This is a genomic window from Pseudomonas sp. HMSC063H08 (assembly GCF_001813645.1).
Lineage (GTDB): Bacteria > Pseudomonadota > Gammaproteobacteria > Pseudomonadales > Pseudomonadaceae > Pseudomonas > Pseudomonas aeruginosa.
In genome coordinates this window covers 197893-211511 of the sequence record NZ_KV813369.1, presented here as the reverse complement: position 1 = coordinate 211511, position 13619 = coordinate 197893, and the positions used below count along the sequence as shown (strand labels likewise).

21 protein-coding genes and 1 pseudogene are annotated in these 13619 nt (G+C 60.8%); 15 read left to right on the top strand and 7 right to left on the bottom strand.

Annotated elements, in window-relative coordinates; all coding sequences use genetic code 11:
* Window positions 1-92 precede the first annotated feature (92 nt).
* On the top strand, window positions 93-452 hold the full coding sequence (locus HMPREF2924_RS34000; protein WP_003130870.1) for a nuclear transport factor 2 family protein: 360 nt from the start codon (window positions 93-95) through the stop codon (window positions 450-452).
* A 136-nt stretch (window positions 453-588) separates the two neighbouring features.
* Window positions 589-1014, top strand: coding sequence for a GNAT family N-acetyltransferase (locus HMPREF2924_RS33995; protein WP_071536795.1), 426 nt, complete (start codon window positions 589-591; stop codon window positions 1012-1014).
* Between the two features lie 196 nt (window positions 1015-1210).
* Here the strand turns inward: HMPREF2924_RS33995 and HMPREF2924_RS06770 are convergent, their stop codons facing one another.
* The 5 genes and pseudogenes from HMPREF2924_RS06770 to HMPREF2924_RS36025 form a co-directional block, all read right to left on the bottom strand.
* Complete coding sequence (locus HMPREF2924_RS06770; protein WP_003130868.1) at window positions 1211-1660, bottom strand: GNAT family N-acetyltransferase; 450 nt, start codon at window positions 1658-1660, stop codon at window positions 1211-1213.
* A gap of 351 nt (window positions 1661-2011) precedes the next feature.
* Window positions 2012-3175, bottom strand: a pseudogene (locus tag HMPREF2924_RS06765) (toprim domain-containing protein); the annotation flags it as partial.
* On the bottom strand, window positions 3139-3348 hold the full coding sequence (locus tag HMPREF2924_RS06760; RefSeq protein ID WP_003130865.1) for a TraR/DksA C4-type zinc finger protein: 210 nt from the start codon (window positions 3346-3348) through the stop codon (window positions 3139-3141). The gene HMPREF2924_RS06760 and the pseudogene HMPREF2924_RS06765, both read right to left, overlap by 37 nt.
* Window positions 3341-3571 (bottom strand): hypothetical protein, encoded by a 231-nt coding sequence (locus HMPREF2924_RS36030; protein ID WP_023094646.1) that lies wholly within the window; start codon window positions 3569-3571, stop codon window positions 3341-3343. Before HMPREF2924_RS36030 ends, HMPREF2924_RS06760 begins: the two co-directional genes overlap by 8 nt.
* 3 nt (window positions 3572-3574) lie before the next feature.
* On the bottom strand, window positions 3575-3895 hold the full coding sequence (locus HMPREF2924_RS36025) for a hypothetical protein (RefSeq protein ID WP_177344956.1): 321 nt from the start codon (window positions 3893-3895) through the stop codon (window positions 3575-3577).
* Between the two features lie 453 nt (window positions 3896-4348).
* Here HMPREF2924_RS36025 and HMPREF2924_RS06750 point away from each other — a divergent pair, with 453 nt between their 5' ends.
* A complete protein-coding gene (locus HMPREF2924_RS06750; protein WP_003130864.1) occupies window positions 4349-4597 on the top strand; it encodes a hypothetical protein in 249 nt (82 codons plus the stop codon).
* A gap of 146 nt (window positions 4598-4743) precedes the next feature.
* Here HMPREF2924_RS06750 and HMPREF2924_RS36755 read toward each other — a convergent pair whose 3' ends face one another.
* The gene (locus HMPREF2924_RS36755; protein WP_071536801.1) at window positions 4744-5013 is read right to left on the bottom strand and encodes a transcriptional regulator; all 270 of its coding nucleotides are present in this window, start codon (window positions 5011-5013) and stop codon (window positions 4744-4746) included.
* A gap of 111 nt (window positions 5014-5124) precedes the next feature.
* Here HMPREF2924_RS36755 and HMPREF2924_RS06745 point away from each other — a divergent pair, with 111 nt between their 5' ends.
* From HMPREF2924_RS06745 to HMPREF2924_RS06690, 11 genes are all read left to right on the top strand, one after another.
* A complete protein-coding gene (locus tag HMPREF2924_RS06745) occupies window positions 5125-5925 on the top strand; it encodes an XRE family transcriptional regulator (protein ID WP_031690630.1) in 801 nt (266 codons plus the stop codon).
* Between the two features lie 264 nt (window positions 5926-6189).
* Complete coding sequence (locus HMPREF2924_RS06735; RefSeq protein WP_023094642.1) at window positions 6190-6501, top strand: hypothetical protein; 312 nt, start codon at window positions 6190-6192, stop codon at window positions 6499-6501.
* A gap of 9 nt (window positions 6502-6510) precedes the next feature.
* On the top strand, window positions 6511-6804 hold the full coding sequence (locus HMPREF2924_RS06730; protein ID WP_003130863.1) for a phage antirepressor KilAC domain-containing protein: 294 nt from the start codon (window positions 6511-6513) through the stop codon (window positions 6802-6804).
* 150 nt (window positions 6805-6954) lie between these two features.
* Window positions 6955-7185 (top strand): hypothetical protein, encoded by a 231-nt coding sequence (locus HMPREF2924_RS06725; RefSeq protein ID WP_003126630.1) that lies wholly within the window; start codon window positions 6955-6957, stop codon window positions 7183-7185.
* A complete protein-coding gene (locus tag HMPREF2924_RS06720) occupies window positions 7182-7499 on the top strand; it encodes a pyocin activator PrtN family protein (protein ID WP_019396880.1) in 318 nt (105 codons plus the stop codon). The genes HMPREF2924_RS06725 and HMPREF2924_RS06720 overlap by 4 nt, the downstream gene beginning before the upstream one ends.
* Window positions 7500-7548: 49 nt before the next feature.
* Complete coding sequence (locus HMPREF2924_RS06715; protein ID WP_003126620.1) at window positions 7549-8175, top strand: hypothetical protein; 627 nt, start codon at window positions 7549-7551, stop codon at window positions 8173-8175.
* On the top strand, window positions 8172-8411 hold the full coding sequence (locus HMPREF2924_RS06710; protein ID WP_003130862.1) for a diphosphomevalonate/mevalonate 3,5-bisphosphate decarboxylase family protein: 240 nt from the start codon (window positions 8172-8174) through the stop codon (window positions 8409-8411). The genes HMPREF2924_RS06715 and HMPREF2924_RS06710 overlap by 4 nt, the downstream gene beginning before the upstream one ends.
* Window positions 8412-8420: 9 nt before the next feature.
* Window positions 8421-8900 carry a hypothetical protein gene (locus tag HMPREF2924_RS06705; protein WP_023094641.1) on the top strand — a complete coding sequence of 160 codons (480 nt, stop codon included), beginning with the start codon at window positions 8421-8423 and terminating at the stop codon, window positions 8898-8900.
* Complete coding sequence (locus tag HMPREF2924_RS06700) at window positions 8897-10777, top strand: DNA cytosine methyltransferase (protein WP_003130861.1); 1881 nt, start codon at window positions 8897-8899, stop codon at window positions 10775-10777. The genes HMPREF2924_RS06705 and HMPREF2924_RS06700 overlap by 4 nt, the downstream gene beginning before the upstream one ends.
* A complete protein-coding gene (locus tag HMPREF2924_RS06695) occupies window positions 10774-10986 on the top strand; it encodes a hypothetical protein (protein WP_003130860.1) in 213 nt (70 codons plus the stop codon). Before HMPREF2924_RS06700 ends, HMPREF2924_RS06695 begins: the two co-directional genes overlap by 4 nt.
* Before the next feature lie 103 nt (window positions 10987-11089).
* Entirely contained in the window at window positions 11090-11365 is a 276-nt protein-coding gene (locus HMPREF2924_RS06690; RefSeq protein WP_003130859.1) for a pyocin activator PrtN family protein, read from the top strand.
* Here HMPREF2924_RS06690 and HMPREF2924_RS06685 read toward each other — a convergent pair.
* Window positions 11339-12493, bottom strand: coding sequence for a site-specific integrase (locus HMPREF2924_RS06685; protein ID WP_003130858.1), 1155 nt, complete (start codon window positions 12491-12493; stop codon window positions 11339-11341). The two genes, HMPREF2924_RS06690 and HMPREF2924_RS06685, sit on opposite strands and share 27 nt — an antisense overlap.
* Window positions 12494-12636: 143 nt before the next feature.
* Between HMPREF2924_RS06685 and dusA the strand changes: the two genes are divergently transcribed.
* Window positions 12637-13617 carry a tRNA dihydrouridine(20/20a) synthase DusA gene (gene dusA / locus HMPREF2924_RS06680; protein WP_016562059.1) on the top strand — a complete coding sequence of 327 codons (981 nt, stop codon included), beginning with the start codon at window positions 12637-12639 and terminating at the stop codon, window positions 13615-13617.
* Window positions 13618-13619 lie beyond the last annotated feature (2 nt).

Genomic DNA, 13619 nt, shown 5'->3' with positions numbered 1-13619 from the left:
CTGAGCAAGGGTGGGGCGGCTGGACGCTTACGCTTATGTGATCTATTGTCCCCTGTGAAACACATATAAATCACACTTGGTAGGTGAGGGAAATGGATATTCGTCTGGAGATTTTAGCGCTTGAACAGCTGTTGCTAGATCCGGAAGCGAGAAAGAATGATCGACTGCTTAAACAGCTGCTTGCCGAAGACTTCGTTGAATTTGGAGCTGTCGGCAAAAGCTGGACGAAAGCGGAGGTGATCGTGGGACTAAAATCCCAGACTTGGATCAAAAGGACAATCGAGGATTTCAAACTGCGTGTGCTTGCAGATGGTGTCGCGTTAGCAACGTACCGATGCCGTCATCAAAATGCTAATGGCGATGAGTCGTTATCAATGCGTAGCTCTGTTTGGAAAACCTACGAAGATGGTTGGCACATGGTATTTCACCAAGGCACGAGGGTCTCCGAGTAGATGTCGGTACCAAAGCCAATGTGCATGAGGCGGTACCTCACACATATGAATCGATTCTTTTGCTGATACGGCTCAACCTAAGTAAAGGTGTATTGGCCGTACGCTTACTGCCAGTATAGATATCAAGGATTAGCGAATGAATGCTCGTATCGAAATCACGGTCAACCCAGGAGAAAATGAACGCTCGGCTATCCTTAAACCCTTACGGGCTCATAATTTTTCTAAAGCGGGTGATCCAAAATCGGAGTCAATCGCTCTGCTAGTCCGCGATGAGCAAACCAACGACATCATTGGGGGGCTTTACGGTGAGATATTTTATCGTTGGTTATTTATCGAGTTGCTAGCCATACCTGAGGAAACGAGGGGGCAAGGCACGGGTTCACGCCTAATGAATATGGCGGAAGACGTCGCGCGTGAAAAGGGCTGCGTTGGAATCTGGCTCGATACCTTTGACTTCCAAGCACCAGCTTTCTACCAACGACATGGTTTCACCGAGTTCGGTCATCTCGATGAGTTCCCACCACAGCATAAGCGTTTCTTTTTCCAGAAACGATTGGTCTAACGTGCTGCTTTAAAATTTTTTCCGAAAGACCTGCTACGCGTCTGCTCACTGAAACGCTGAAAGGCGTGAGTAAAATTTTCGTTAGCGGGTGGGATCCGCTTGGTAAGGCTGCAAATGGCGTCCACTTGAATGTGATGGGCGCCATAGTTAATAGCCGTAGCAAAAAGTCAGGTTTGTTAGCCAGACGGTTACAATCCTACAGCCGCTTCTCCATAAGGATGGTGCGCTCCTCCCCATGAAACTCGTCGCGGATTTTCTGATAACCCAGCACGGCATAAAACCTTTCAGCTGTAATCGACGATGGCACACGTAGAGCTTCAATTCCTGCGCCGGCAGCAGTCGTATGAATTACATCCATCAAGTGCCTCCCGATACCGCCTCTCTGGTGAGCTGGGTCAACAAAAACACTTCTGACGACATCACCGTCGAGACCGGCAGTGCCAATAATGTTTTCGCCCAGTAAGGCAACGAAGACCCTACGCTTCGTAAGCTGCGTGGTAATGGCTTCAGGAGAAAAGCTCTGCTCAACCTGAGCGATCACGTCAGGTGGATAGTCCTGTGAATTTGACTCACGCAGGGCGGCTATAACTACGCGGCTTATTGCTGCTGCATCTCTGCTCGTAGCGGGACGAACGTGGCATTCCATGTTGATACCTCAATCCTAAAGGATTACAGCTTAGCGCATCGCAGTATGCCCTCCCCGAACGCTTACCCTGCTTGATGCGATGCCGCGTACTCATCCTATCCACTCATGCGACGACATTGCCAAGACGCGCAGATTGATGACTATCAAGAAACGACTTGGCCGCATCGTTGTAGCCGGGCTCTATGTAGATGATTTGGTCTCGTCAGCGCACAGCGCTCTCAGCCGTACCCACGACCGATAGCGATTCGGAGCCCGCTACGCGCGGGCTCTCCTTCCGCTAGATCCTCATGTAGACGCTGAACCACCATGTCCAGCTCCTGCACCAGTTCAATCCCATCGACCACTTCAACGCTTCATGGTCTTGGCGCTGAACTCGTCGTAGCCGAGCACTCCGTGCCAGCGCTCATCGTTCTGAAGGATCAGACTGATGTTCACCATGTGCGCCGCCAGGCCGCCGCCCTTGATCCGCAGAAGGCAGTCACGCCAGCCCCCCTCAGCCGGTGGCCGGACCACCGCCATGACCTGGGCGCGAACCACCTCCAGCCCCTCGGCACAGTGCAGGTCGTTGAAGTCAGTCCAGCCCTCCTCCCGCTCGCTGCCGAAGCGAGGGAGTACGAACTGGCCGCCGAGGATCGTAGCGGCGTTCTCCGCAGCCTGAGCGCCCGGATTCCAAGGCGACCCGTCCTGGCGGGTGGTCTTCCAGTCGTCATCGCCACAGAAGATCAACGGCCGAGACGGATACTCGGTCTGCATCGCCTTGCCGACCGGCAGCAGGTTGCCGGCGTCGAAGGCGATGCAGACCGCACAGCCCGTCGCCATGTGCAGGCTGACGCCGGTCGCGTACCCCTCGGCAATCAGCACCGGCTCGCCGGGCTCGGGGCGCGGACCGATCAGGCAGAACGCTCCTTCCTTCTGCATGCCGTAGGGCCAATACGCCTTGTCCCGGCCGGTATCGGGCTGCTTTTCGGGGTAGATGATTTGCAGTCCCACCAGCCCCTTGAGGGTCCGCATGGGCACCATGAAACGCCCGCCGTAACCGTAGCGACCGCCAATCCCGACGATTTGCTTGCGGTCGAGATACGGCGCCTTGCCTTTCTCCGATAACCGCTCCCACAGCCGCGCGGCGCCCTGGGCAGCACGCTGGGCGGCATAGGCGGCCTTCGCTGCCGCCTTGCGCTTGGCCTCCTCCTGCCGCGCGTGCATCAGCTCGCGCTCCTCGGCAGTCAGGCGAACACCCTTGAGCTTGAATTTCTCGTTGAGATCCTGCCGCCAGTTGCCGAAGCGCCCGAAATAGAGGGTCTTGCCGCTGGCAGTGGTGTATTCGTGCAGCACGTACCAGCCGGTAGCCTCCCCGTTCCGGTCGCTCTCGACCTTACAGCGCACCAACTTCCCGAACACCCAGCTCGGGCTCCGCTTGGTGAAGGGTTCAATTCCATGGTCTCGAAGCTGATTCAGCACTTCGTCCAAGGCTTCGTTACTCACCGGCGCCCCCTCCGCTCGTTGAAGGACTGGCATTCGATGCAGGTTTGGCACCCCGGCACAGCTTCGCGACGGCGCGGCGGGATCGGCTCGCCGCAGCACTCGCACTCATGAGCCGATTCGCCAACCGCCACCAGCGCTCGGGCAGCCAATGCCGCCTCCATGCGCTCCAACACCAGGTCATTGGCGTGATCCGCGATATCAGCCATTGGCCACCTCCCCGCGTTCGGCGCCCTTGGTGGTCTGGTGGACGTAGCGGGCACGCTCGTAGAGGCCGACCGCCGCGCGGATGATGCTCATCGCCAGCTTTTGGGTTTCCGCCAGCTCGGCCGCGTCGATGCGGCCGTCCTCGATATGGCGCGCGATGGTGGTCGCCGCGTTGGCCGACGTGTGCAGGATCTCGCCGGCGCCGGCAATCAGGCTGGCCGGCACATCCTAGAACTGAAGCGGCGAAACGAAGAACCACAGGCTGTCGCCCAGCTCGGCATGCAGCGCGTCGAGCACTACCGCCCGCCCCTCGGCCGACACGTACCGCAGGAAGTCGAGCACGTCGTAGATGTTGAGGATGTGGCTGGTGTGGCTGGGATCGAACTTGTGGGAGGTGGGGGAGACGCTGCGGCCGGTGGAGTGAGCGAAGCCGGTGATGCCACCGTGGCACATGCGTTGATTGCGAGCGACGAGGTTGAGCGCTTCGCCCAAGGGAAGCACCTCGCGGCCCATACGGTCGAACTGATCCGCGAACGAGGGTCGGGACATGGCAATTATTCCTGTTTACTGCCAGTGCCACGACGCCACCAACCTTGTTAGAGTAGGCGCCGTGGTCACATTGCATGGTGGTCACAAGGCAGATGGCCGCTCTGTGGTGGAAACGCCATCTGCCACAATGGCCGGGTGATCGGCATCCCTGATCACCCGACCGTTACAGCCAGCAGCTCTGTGGTGGAGAGGCTGGCAACCCCAAGGCATCCGTGCCTTGGTTCGGGATGGCAGGGCCGGTCAGGCTTGGGCATGCAGTGCGTCCAACCTGATCAGCCTTGCCGGCCCACCCTCGGTGGTGGCGAGGGGTTTGTTACGTGAGCCGACGCTGTTTTGTCGGCCTGCTCCGGCGCCAGAGGCTCCGGAACAATTCGGCCTGAGCCCGACCAACATCGGGCACTTGCCACAACTCCAGCCCCGCAAAGGCTGGCCACCTACCTCAAGGAGCTATCCATGAGAATTGCTAACAAAGAAAAAACATTCTCCTTCCCATTCGAAGCGCGCCTGAAAACTCTGGAAGAAGATGGCAATGCCAGCGACAGCGAGAAACTGGCGGCTATCAACACTTACGAGCGTCTGCTGACTGCAAAAGCGATCGTCAAAGACTTCGAAGGTGACAACGGCAACGACACTGCTTTACTGATCAGCGTCTTCGAAGAGCTTTGTGCCGAAGCACATTCTCTTTCAGTGGTCGAGGACTGATAGCGACGTACCACCTCACAGCCAAAGCGGGCTCGGTCTTCGGGATCGAGTTCGCTGCAACGAACTTCCTCGATCAGAGCAGAGTACGAACGGCGGCGGGTAACCATCACCGCACAATTAGGGTCAGTGCACATAGGGACTTTCCTCTAAGCAGCGACTCGAACCTTCGAGTCAGGACGGGGGAACAATTGAGGCAAATCGGGGCGCAACTCCCACGCCTCGACGGCTCCGCCTACGGCGCTGACGACCGTCGGCACTCGCTCAGCCGGAACGCGTCCAGCCTTGAGCCACTTCCAGACGTGTGGCTGCTTTACGCCGCATCGGCGCGCGAGTTCGGACTGATTGCCCTTACACAAGGAGAGGACCGCCTCCAGTGCCTCGCGGCATTGGGTAGCGTTAGATTTCGTTGCAGTCATGGCGTATAGCTCTGTGGTGGAGAACATGCGCAAAGACTACAACCTTAGGAATAGACCAGTCAACACCCAAAGTTAAAACAAAACCTATAACCTTGGTCTTAGAATGGGCTGATGAAATACGTACCGAGAGATCTACTCCCCACCCTAGCCGAACGACTCCGCTATGCGATGGAGCAGCTAGGCATGAGCCAACCAGCAGTCGCCAAGGCGGCGGGCTGCTCACAAACCACTATCTTCAAGATTCTCGAAGGCCAAACGCGCGAGAGCAGAAAGACCGGTGCCATTGCGCGAGGAATGGGTATATCTGTTGCATGGCTGGAGAACGGCGAGATGCCCGCCACCGTTACTCCTCTGCACAGAGCAAACAGAGATGCAGATAGAGCAGCGAGAGTTACCCTTGAACCCATTTCCCCCTGGGACAGCAACACCCCTCTGGATGATGATGAGGTAGAGGTCCCCTTATATAAGCAAGTTGAGATTGCTGCTGGGCATGGCAGGACCGCCGTCCAGGCGGAGCCCGGCCGAGTATTGCGCTTTTCCTACGCAACGCTACGTGCGTGCGGCGTCTCTCCGTCAAACGCCTTGTGCGCCACAGTTACAGGTAAGAGCCAGGAACCTCTTATTCTGAGCGGAGCAACAATAGGAATTGACTGCGGAATGACACGAATCCTCCCCGGCCAACTGTATGCAATCGAACAAGACGGGGAACTAAGGGTGAAGTTTCTGGAACGCCTCGACGGGGGCGGCCTCAAGCTGGTTAGCTACAACGACGAAGAGTATCCAAGCGAGAGCTATACGTTCGATCAATATCTGGAAAGACAAATGAAGGTGCTTGGCCGCGTTTTCTGGTGGTCCACCATTCGACCGCTCAATGCTCCTCCCATCCCAAGATGCTCTCGCCCCAAGAACTAAAACATTAGTTGTTGACCGCATCTAAAACCTTAGTCATAGTTACCTCGACTCTCCACCACAGAGACGAGGTAACACCATGCAACGCTCTGCCACGGTACACGTCCACCCGGCCTGTACCTCCTCCCCCCAACAGATCCAACGCCTCCAGGCCGACACTGGCTGCCTTGTCGTCATCTTCAACGGCAAAGCCCAGCTTGTAGCTAGCCGTCCCTCGGGCCGCCGTCATGTGGTAACCGCCACCTCCCCGTTTGGAGGTGACGCGGCATGACCTACGCACTCCGTCAACCGTCCTTTGTGCGGCTCAAGGCTCAGCTCAGCCTCAACGGCCGCTTCAACCACGCCCTCTACGACGCCGAAACCCGTCAAGCAGTCCACGTCACTCTCGACATTGAGCGCGGCGCTGGACAGGTCCACGTCATCGTTCGAATGGGCTCCACGCTGAACAGCCTGGGCCTCCCGCTCGACTCCCAGTCCAACGCCAACACCGTGGCCGACTACATCGAGTCCATCGCGAATGGCCGCCTGGACACCGCGGACGAGACCCCGGCTCGCCGCCGTTTCGACCAGGCTGCGTAGGGGGCCGCGATGAAAGACTTGTCCCTGCACCAGGCCGCGCAGCGCCTCGGCCTGAGCCGTCCCGAGCTGATCAAGCGCATGAAGGCGGCCGGCCTGCTCGACAGCAGCAACCTTCCAGCCGCACCGGTCCGCGACCGCCTCTACCTGCGCGCAAAGGAAACGTCCTGGCACCACCCCGAACTCGGCATGCAGTACAGCCACTCGACGAAAGTGCGCCCGGCCGGAGTGGCATGGCTGGCCGACAAGCTCGGCATCCCCCGCGTCTGCGCCCCAGCGGCCCCGGACCGCCGCGAAGTTGGCTGACGAGCCCCGGCCCCGCGAATACGCCCGCCAGATCGTCGCCCTTCGAACCATCGAGGAACGCAGGGCGGCCCTGGAGCGGGTGCCGGAACACCTACGGGAACTTGTACGAACCCACGTAGAGATCGCCTGGAACCACCCGAAGGGGACCAAATGAACAACGCACGCCGACGCCAACTGCAACAGATCACCGCTCAACTCGAAGAGATCCGCGAGCAGATCGAAACCTTGGTTAGCGAGGAGGAGGAGGCCCTGAACGCTATGCCCGAGAGCCTGCAAGCCAGCAACCGCGGAGCGCGCATGGAAGAGATCGTCGACCAACTCAACGAAGCAGCCAGCGGCATCGAGGACGCGGTAGCCGTGCTCAACGAGGCCGCCGCATGAGCACTCCGCACGACAACCAACCCGAGCTTCGCCTGACTCCGGCCCCACGCCCGGAGACGGTGGAACTCCTCTACCGCACGTTCGGCGATGTACTGATCCCGCTGGAGCAACTGCGCACCAGGTACTTCAGGAACCTCAACGAAGACAGCTTCAGCCTGGCCATCAAGGCCAAGCGGATAGCTCTCCCGTTGACCACCCTGGACCCCAGCCGCAAGGCGCCTTTGTTCGTTGACGTACGCCACCTTGCGGCCCTGATCGACTCCCGAGCCTGGCAGGCCGACGAGGCATATGCCCGACCCGGCAGTAACGAGTAACCACACCGGCCGCCACCACCGGCCATCCACCACCAATGGAGAAACCACCATGCATACCCAACACATCATTCTCGCGGCCACCACGCTAGCCGCGCTGCTGATCCTGATCGCCACCGCTTACCTTGCTGGCCGCAAAGACCGGAAGAACTCGCAACAGCAGGCGGTCGACGAGGCGCTCTATCTCTGCCGCGTCTCGCACGGCCAGGAACTGACTGCGCTGCATACCGACCTGATCAAGCTGCGCACCAATGCCCAGCGCCTGCAACAGGTCATAGATGAGCAGGAGGAAGAGATCAGCGACCAGAAGGAGCTTCGTCAAAGCATCGAAGCCGAGGCCACCGAGAAACTTGCGGATTGGCAGCAGCGCCACGAAGAGCAACAAGCGGAACTGAAGCGCCTGGAGACGGAGCTGGAGACAAGCATCGCGACCAATCATCGGCAGGCTGAGACCGCGAAGCTCCTCCGCGAGCAGAACTTGGCCGCCGAAGAACTGGACGCCATCCGCACCGCCAGTCGCCTCCTCAGCGGCCACGCTCGACAGTTCCAAAAGACCGGCACCACCAAGCGCAACGCAGACGCCGAAGCCCAACAGCAGCTCGCCGCGATCCTCCAGCGGCTCGCCATCACGGAGCTGGCCAGCCAGAGCGCAGAAGCTGAAGCGCAGGAGGCGGCATGAACTACTCCAGCCTCTCCACCTACGACCTGCTGAAGCACCGCAGCCACCACGTCGACAGCCTGACCCGCCTGCGCCGCGCCCAGCCGCAGTGGGACGAGGACGCTGCTCGACGCGGGGAAATCACGATGGCCGATATCAGCGACCAGATCCGCGAGATCGATTACCACCTTCGTCCGAGCGGCTGGGAGTCAGTCGACCTCGACTACTCCGGCGACACCGCCCCGATGTGCATGTGAGGCAGCGCGATGACTACTATCCCGGCTAGCCGCGTAGCGGCACAAGACCAGGGCGCCGCCCTGGCACACGCCACCCACAGCACCCAAGCCCCGGCCGCGCAAAAGCGCGGCGGCGGCCTGGCACGTCGCATCCAACTGATCGCCATCGCCCAAGGCCGCCAACCGATGCCCGAGGGTGGCGCTATAGAAAGCCACTGCTGCGCAGCAGCAGGCATATTCCAACCCAACCTTCAGCACACGCCGAAGGCACGCATACCCCACGAAAGGCTGCGCCGGGGCGCGAAGCACATAGCCACGCTTCGCTTAATGACTCGCTCGCCCGCGCAGCTTGTCGAGGGGGGAAAGCGCCCACCGAAGCCCACCGATAACGCACTGATCCGCACGCTGTGCGCGCAGATCCGCGAGCAGAACCAAGAGATTGCCGCGCTGCGCATCGCGAACACCGACCTCCTCCAGCGCCTGGAGAAAGCCGAAGGGGGACGGGCATGACCGCTTTCCGTCGCCACGATCTCGCCCAGGCCATCTACCAGGCCCAGCTCCCTCTCGATCTTCGCGAATATCTGAACATCGATCTCTTCGCCGGCGGCGGCGGGGCCTCTGAGGCCATGGAGGAAGCCACTGGCGAGTTCGTCGATATCGCCGTGAACCATGACGACGATGCCGTGAGCATGCACATCGTCAACCATCCGCAGACCACGCACTACCGAGAAGATATCCGCCTGGTAGAGCCTCGGGTGGCAACTCGCGGGCGGCCCGTAGGCAGACTGCACGCCAGCCCCGAATGCACCCACCATAGCCAAGCCAGAGGTGGGCAGCCCCGCAGCAAGGAAAGTCGGTCGCTGTCATGGATGATGATCAAGTGGGCAGGCCAAACACGTCCCCTGATGCTCACCATGGAGAACGTGATGCAGATCCTCCAGTGGGGTCCGCTGATCGCCAAACGCTGCCCGCAGACCAAGCGGGTGGTCACTCTCGACATGGTGCCGCACCCAACCACCGGCAAGCCCATGCACCGCGTAGCCGAACCAGGCGAGCGCGTACCCGTACAGCGCCAGTACCTGATACCGGACCCCAAGCGCAAAGGACGCACCTGGGCGCGCTTCCTTCGCCTGCTCCGAGACATGGGCTACCAGTACCACTACGACAAGCTCGTTGCCGCGGACTTCGGCGCCGCCACCACCAGGGAACGCCTGTTCTTCATCGCGCGCCGCGATGGCATCCCATTGAACTGGCCAGAGCCAACCCACGCCAAGACCCCAGGCCCTGACCAGCTCCCATGGGTTCCCGTGGCTACGCACATTGACTGGAGCATTCCGTGCCCGTCGATCTTCCTCGACGCGACTGAAGGCAAGAAATTCAAGGTACGCCGCCCCCTCGTCAGGAAGACGCTCGACAGGCTCCGCAAGGGCGTAAAGAAATACGTCACCGATCACGCCGATCCATTCATCGTCAGCGTGAATCACGGTGGCGCCGGGTTCCGGGGTCAGTCCGTGCGCGAGCCCGCAGCCACCATCACCGGAGGCCACGGATTCGCTGTAGCTCAGCCCACGCTTGCCCCATTCATCACTGAGCATGCCAACGCAAGCAACCAACGCAACATGCCAGCCAACGAGCCCGCGCGAACTATCTGTAGCGAGGTGAAAGGGGGCCATTTCGCCGTTGTCGCCCCCGTACTTGTGAGCGCTGGCGGCCCTTCCTACGGCGGTAAACCGACCAGTTGCGGACAACCGGCCGGCACGGTCCTTACTGAAAACCACCGTGCCGTGGGCGTCGCCTACCTGGCGCAACACAATGGCGGGTACAACGCGACACTCGGCCGCCATCCTGCGGAGCCAGCCACCGCCCTGACCACCAGCGGGAGCCAACAGAACGTCGTGACCGCCAGCTTAGTAACACTGCGCAACGGCTGCACCGGCCGCGATCTCCGAGAAGGAGCCCCAGCGATAACCGCCGGCGCCGATGACCTGGCGCTCATGGAATGCACGCTATCGCCGGAGAACGAAGCCGGTGCGCTGCGGGTGGCGGCCTTCCTCATGGGGTACTACGGGTCCGACAACACCTACGATCCGCGAGATCCGGCCGCCACCATCACCACCCGCGACCGCCTCGCACTGGTGACCGTGACGATCAAGGGAAATCCCTACGTGATCGTAGATATCGGCATGCGGATGCTCACGCCGCTGGAGCTGTTCCTGATCCAAGGGTTCCCCAAGACCTACAAGATCGACGTAGGGCACGACGGCCGCCGTTTCAGCAACAAGGCCAAAGTGAAGATGTGCGGCAACTCGGTGTCGCCCAAGCCCTATTACGCCCTCCTCAAAGCCAACCCCCTCTTCCCCGAAGAAACCATGAGGGAGGCAGCATGAGCCAGAACACCCAACAAGACAGCCGCCCCATCGTCGAGGTGGTCGACCTTCCAGAGTTCAGCGTGGAGCACTCCACCGAGTTTCTGACCGGTTCCGCACCGTGCGCCGGCGTATCCCGCCCACTGACCTCCGTCTGGTTCGACCAGCGCGCCCACGCACTGTCCAACATCAACAAGACTGAGGGGGAGCAACAATGCGTAGAGCACTGACCGCACTCGGCATCATCGCCGCCCTCGGCCTTGCCGCGGTGCTCGCTGCAGAGGTGTTCCCAGCCCTCCGCACGCTGGCCGCCTGGCAAGCGGGGTGCTACTGATGAATACCCTGTTCCTTCTCATGGCCCAGTACAACGGCCTCGCCATCATCCCGCTGAATAGAGTATGCGCCGACTACTTCAGTCACCTGACTGTCGAGCAGTTCCAGCGGAAGGTCCTGGCCGGACAGATCCAGATCCCTATCACGCGGATCGAGTCCAGCCAGAAGGCTGCCAGAGGCATTCACTTGGCGGACCTGGCGGCGTATCTGGACAAACAGCGCGAGGTCGCCCTGAAAGACCATGAACGGCTAAACCGAGCCCGACCGGCGGCCTGACTTCTTCTTGGAAACCCATTCCCCGAAGGACACCGGCATCGCCAGGACCTTCGGGAGCCATTCCCAGCCAGCATATTTATCGCCAGACCCACGCAGATGGGTATATCGCCGAAGAGAGTTCCAATCTCGGTGCCCGCTGACCGAAGCCACCTTGGGAATGTCCCACTCCAGCTCAAACAGCCGACTGATCGCTTCGTGGCGCAGATCGTGAAACGTCAGATCCTCTATACCTGCGGCAGTGATCGCGCGACTCCATGCCCCCTGAATCGCATCGGTGGTGTATGGAAAGATCTCCTCGAAGGCCCGCGGCATACTCTTGATGACCGCCATTGCCTCCTCGGGTAGCTGACACCACACGTCGTTACCCCACTTGTCGCCTGGGTTCTTCATGTCCCGGACCAGGACGGCGCCCCGGGCCTCGTCCAGATCCGCCCACCGGATACGGATGATCTCCTCCTGCCTTCGGCTGGAGAACAATGCGAAGGCAGCGACCTTCGCCATGCACATCGAGGTCGGCCGCGATCGCCATGAGCGCTCGAACGCCTGGAACAACCGATCCAACTCTTCAAGTGTCGGGCGCCGATCACGCTCCCTGCTGCGCAACTTGTAACCCAGGTTCTTGAGAACTCTGCGGGCTTTCGCCATAACGTCCGGGTCGACTTGATACCCCCAGGCTGCCTCCGCCACTCCTAACACCGACCCAAGATGTGCCAGGTCATTGGCAACTGTCTGCGCCTTCACCCCTCCCCCGTCCGGCCCCATGCGCCACAGCGCATAGTCAACGAGCACCTGACTGGTGATATCCCGGTCGATGGTATCGCCCAGGTGGGAAGCGGCGATGGCGGTCAGCGTGGCGATCTTGGTCTTACCCAGCGGGCGAGTCTTATCCCGGTCGGCCAGGTACTGGGCGATGATGTTCCGAAGCAGTACCCCCTTTTTCGTCGCCCGCTCCAAGCCACCGGGCTCCGCCAATTCAGCCTCCCGACGGAGCGCCCATGCTTCAGCGGCCTTTTTCCGGCTGAAACTTGCGCTCTCCTGATAGACTTGCGCGCCTCCGCGCTTGATACGAATCTGCGCGGTGTACATCACCGTTCCATCGGCGTTGCGCCGAGCGCGAATAGTGGCCATCGTAACTCCCGGTCCCGGTGGTAAAAGGCGTTAGGCGAGTGGTAATTTTTACCACCAACCCGCCAAATATTCCCGAAAACCCCGAAAAACGCACCGATAAAGCGCACACAAAAGACCTGATGAATCAAGCCTCAACGCCAGCAATGACGCGCCCTACACTCTCCCGCCGCTTCTCCGTTGCGCCGATGATGGACTGGACCGATCGCCACTGCCGCTTCTTCCTGCGCCAGTTGTCCCGTCACACCTTGCTCTACACCGAGATGGTCACCACCGGCGCGTTGCTGCACGGCGATCGCCAGCGCTTCCTCCGCTACGACGAATGCGAGCACCCACTGGCGCTGCAACTGGGCGGCAGTGTGCCGGCGGAACTGGCGGCCTGCGCGCGGCTGGCGGAAGAGGCCGGCTACGACGAGGTCAACCTCAACGTCGGCTGCCCCAGCGACCGGGTCCAGCACAACATGATCGGCGCCTGCCTGATGGGGCATCCGGCGCTGGTGGCGGACTGCGTGAAGGCGATGCTGGATGCGGTGGAGATAGCGGTGACGGTGAAGCACCGCATCGGTATCAATGGGCGCGACAGCTATGCCGAACTCTGCGATTTCGTCGGCCAGGTACGCGAGGCCGGCTGCCGGAGCTTCACCGTGCATGCGCGGATCGCCATCCTCGAAGGGCTCTCGCCCAAGGAGAACCGCGAGGTGCCACCGCTGCGCTACGAGGTCGCGGCGCAATTGAAGAAGGACTTCCCGGACCTGGAGATCGTCCTCAACGGCGGCATCAAGACCCTCGAGGCCTGCCGCGAGCATCTGCAGACCTTCGACGGCGTGATGCTCGGTCGCGAGGCCTACCACAACCCCTACCTGCTGGCCGCGGTGGACAGCCAGTTGTTCGGCAGCGAAGCGCCGCCGCTCAGTCGCAGCGAGGCCTTGCTCCGTCTGCGTCCGTACATCGAGCGACACCAGGCCGAAGGCGGCGCGATGCATCACGTGACCCGCCATATCCTCGGCCTGGCCCAGGGCTTCCCCGGCTCCCGGCGATTCCGCCAGTTGCTCTCGGTGGACGTGCACAAGGCCGCCGATCCGCTGCGGGTTTTCGACCAGGCGCTGGAACTTCTGGCGGGGCGATAGCT

Excerpts from the sequence above, each read along its gene's own strand:
- HMPREF2924_RS06760 (WP_003130865.1), bottom strand. The coding sequence starts at position 3,348 with ATGGCTGATATCGCGGATCACGCCAATGACCTGGTGTTGGAGCGCATG.
- HMPREF2924_RS06750 (WP_003130864.1), top strand. The coding sequence starts at position 4,349 with ATGAGAATTGCTAACAAAGAAAAAACATTCTCCTTCCCATTCGAAGCG.
- HMPREF2924_RS06770 (WP_003130868.1), bottom strand. The coding sequence starts at position 1,660 with ATGGAATGCCACGTTCGTCCCGCTACGAGCAGAGATGCAGCAGCAATA.
- HMPREF2924_RS06685 (WP_003130858.1), bottom strand. The coding sequence starts at position 12,493 with ATGGCCACTATTCGCGCTCGGCGCAACGCCGATGGAACGGTGATGTAC.
- HMPREF2924_RS06710 (WP_003130862.1), top strand. The coding sequence starts at position 8,172 with ATGAACTACTCCAGCCTCTCCACCTACGACCTGCTGAAGCACCGCAGC.
- HMPREF2924_RS33995 (WP_071536795.1), top strand. The coding sequence starts at position 589 with ATGAATGCTCGTATCGAAATCACGGTCAACCCAGGAGAAAATGAACGC.
- HMPREF2924_RS36025 (WP_177344956.1), bottom strand. The coding sequence starts at position 3,895 with ATGTCCCGACCCTCGTTCGCGGATCAGTTCGACCGTATGGGCCGCGAG.
- HMPREF2924_RS06745 (WP_031690630.1), top strand. The coding sequence starts at position 5,125 with ATGAAATACGTACCGAGAGATCTACTCCCCACCCTAGCCGAACGACTC.
- HMPREF2924_RS06695 (WP_003130860.1), top strand. The coding sequence starts at position 10,774 with ATGAGCCAGAACACCCAACAAGACAGCCGCCCCATCGTCGAGGTGGTC.
- HMPREF2924_RS06705 (WP_023094641.1), top strand. The coding sequence starts at position 8,421 with ATGACTACTATCCCGGCTAGCCGCGTAGCGGCACAAGACCAGGGCGCC.
- HMPREF2924_RS06730 (WP_003130863.1), top strand. The coding sequence starts at position 6,511 with ATGAAAGACTTGTCCCTGCACCAGGCCGCGCAGCGCCTCGGCCTGAGC.
- HMPREF2924_RS06700 (WP_003130861.1), top strand. The coding sequence starts at position 8,897 with ATGACCGCTTTCCGTCGCCACGATCTCGCCCAGGCCATCTACCAGGCC.
- HMPREF2924_RS06725 (WP_003126630.1), top strand. The coding sequence starts at position 6,955 with ATGAACAACGCACGCCGACGCCAACTGCAACAGATCACCGCTCAACTC.
- HMPREF2924_RS36755 (WP_071536801.1), bottom strand. The coding sequence starts at position 5,013 with ATGACTGCAACGAAATCTAACGCTACCCAATGCCGCGAGGCACTGGAG.
- HMPREF2924_RS34000 (WP_003130870.1), top strand. The coding sequence starts at position 93 with ATGGATATTCGTCTGGAGATTTTAGCGCTTGAACAGCTGTTGCTAGAT.
- HMPREF2924_RS06720 (WP_019396880.1), top strand. The coding sequence starts at position 7,182 with ATGAGCACTCCGCACGACAACCAACCCGAGCTTCGCCTGACTCCGGCC.
- HMPREF2924_RS06715 (WP_003126620.1), top strand. The coding sequence starts at position 7,549 with ATGCATACCCAACACATCATTCTCGCGGCCACCACGCTAGCCGCGCTG.
- HMPREF2924_RS06735 (WP_023094642.1), top strand. The coding sequence starts at position 6,190 with ATGACCTACGCACTCCGTCAACCGTCCTTTGTGCGGCTCAAGGCTCAG.
- HMPREF2924_RS06690 (WP_003130859.1), top strand. The coding sequence starts at position 11,090 with ATGAATACCCTGTTCCTTCTCATGGCCCAGTACAACGGCCTCGCCATC.
- dusA (WP_016562059.1), top strand. The coding sequence starts at position 12,637 with ATGACGCGCCCTACACTCTCCCGCCGCTTCTCCGTTGCGCCGATGATG.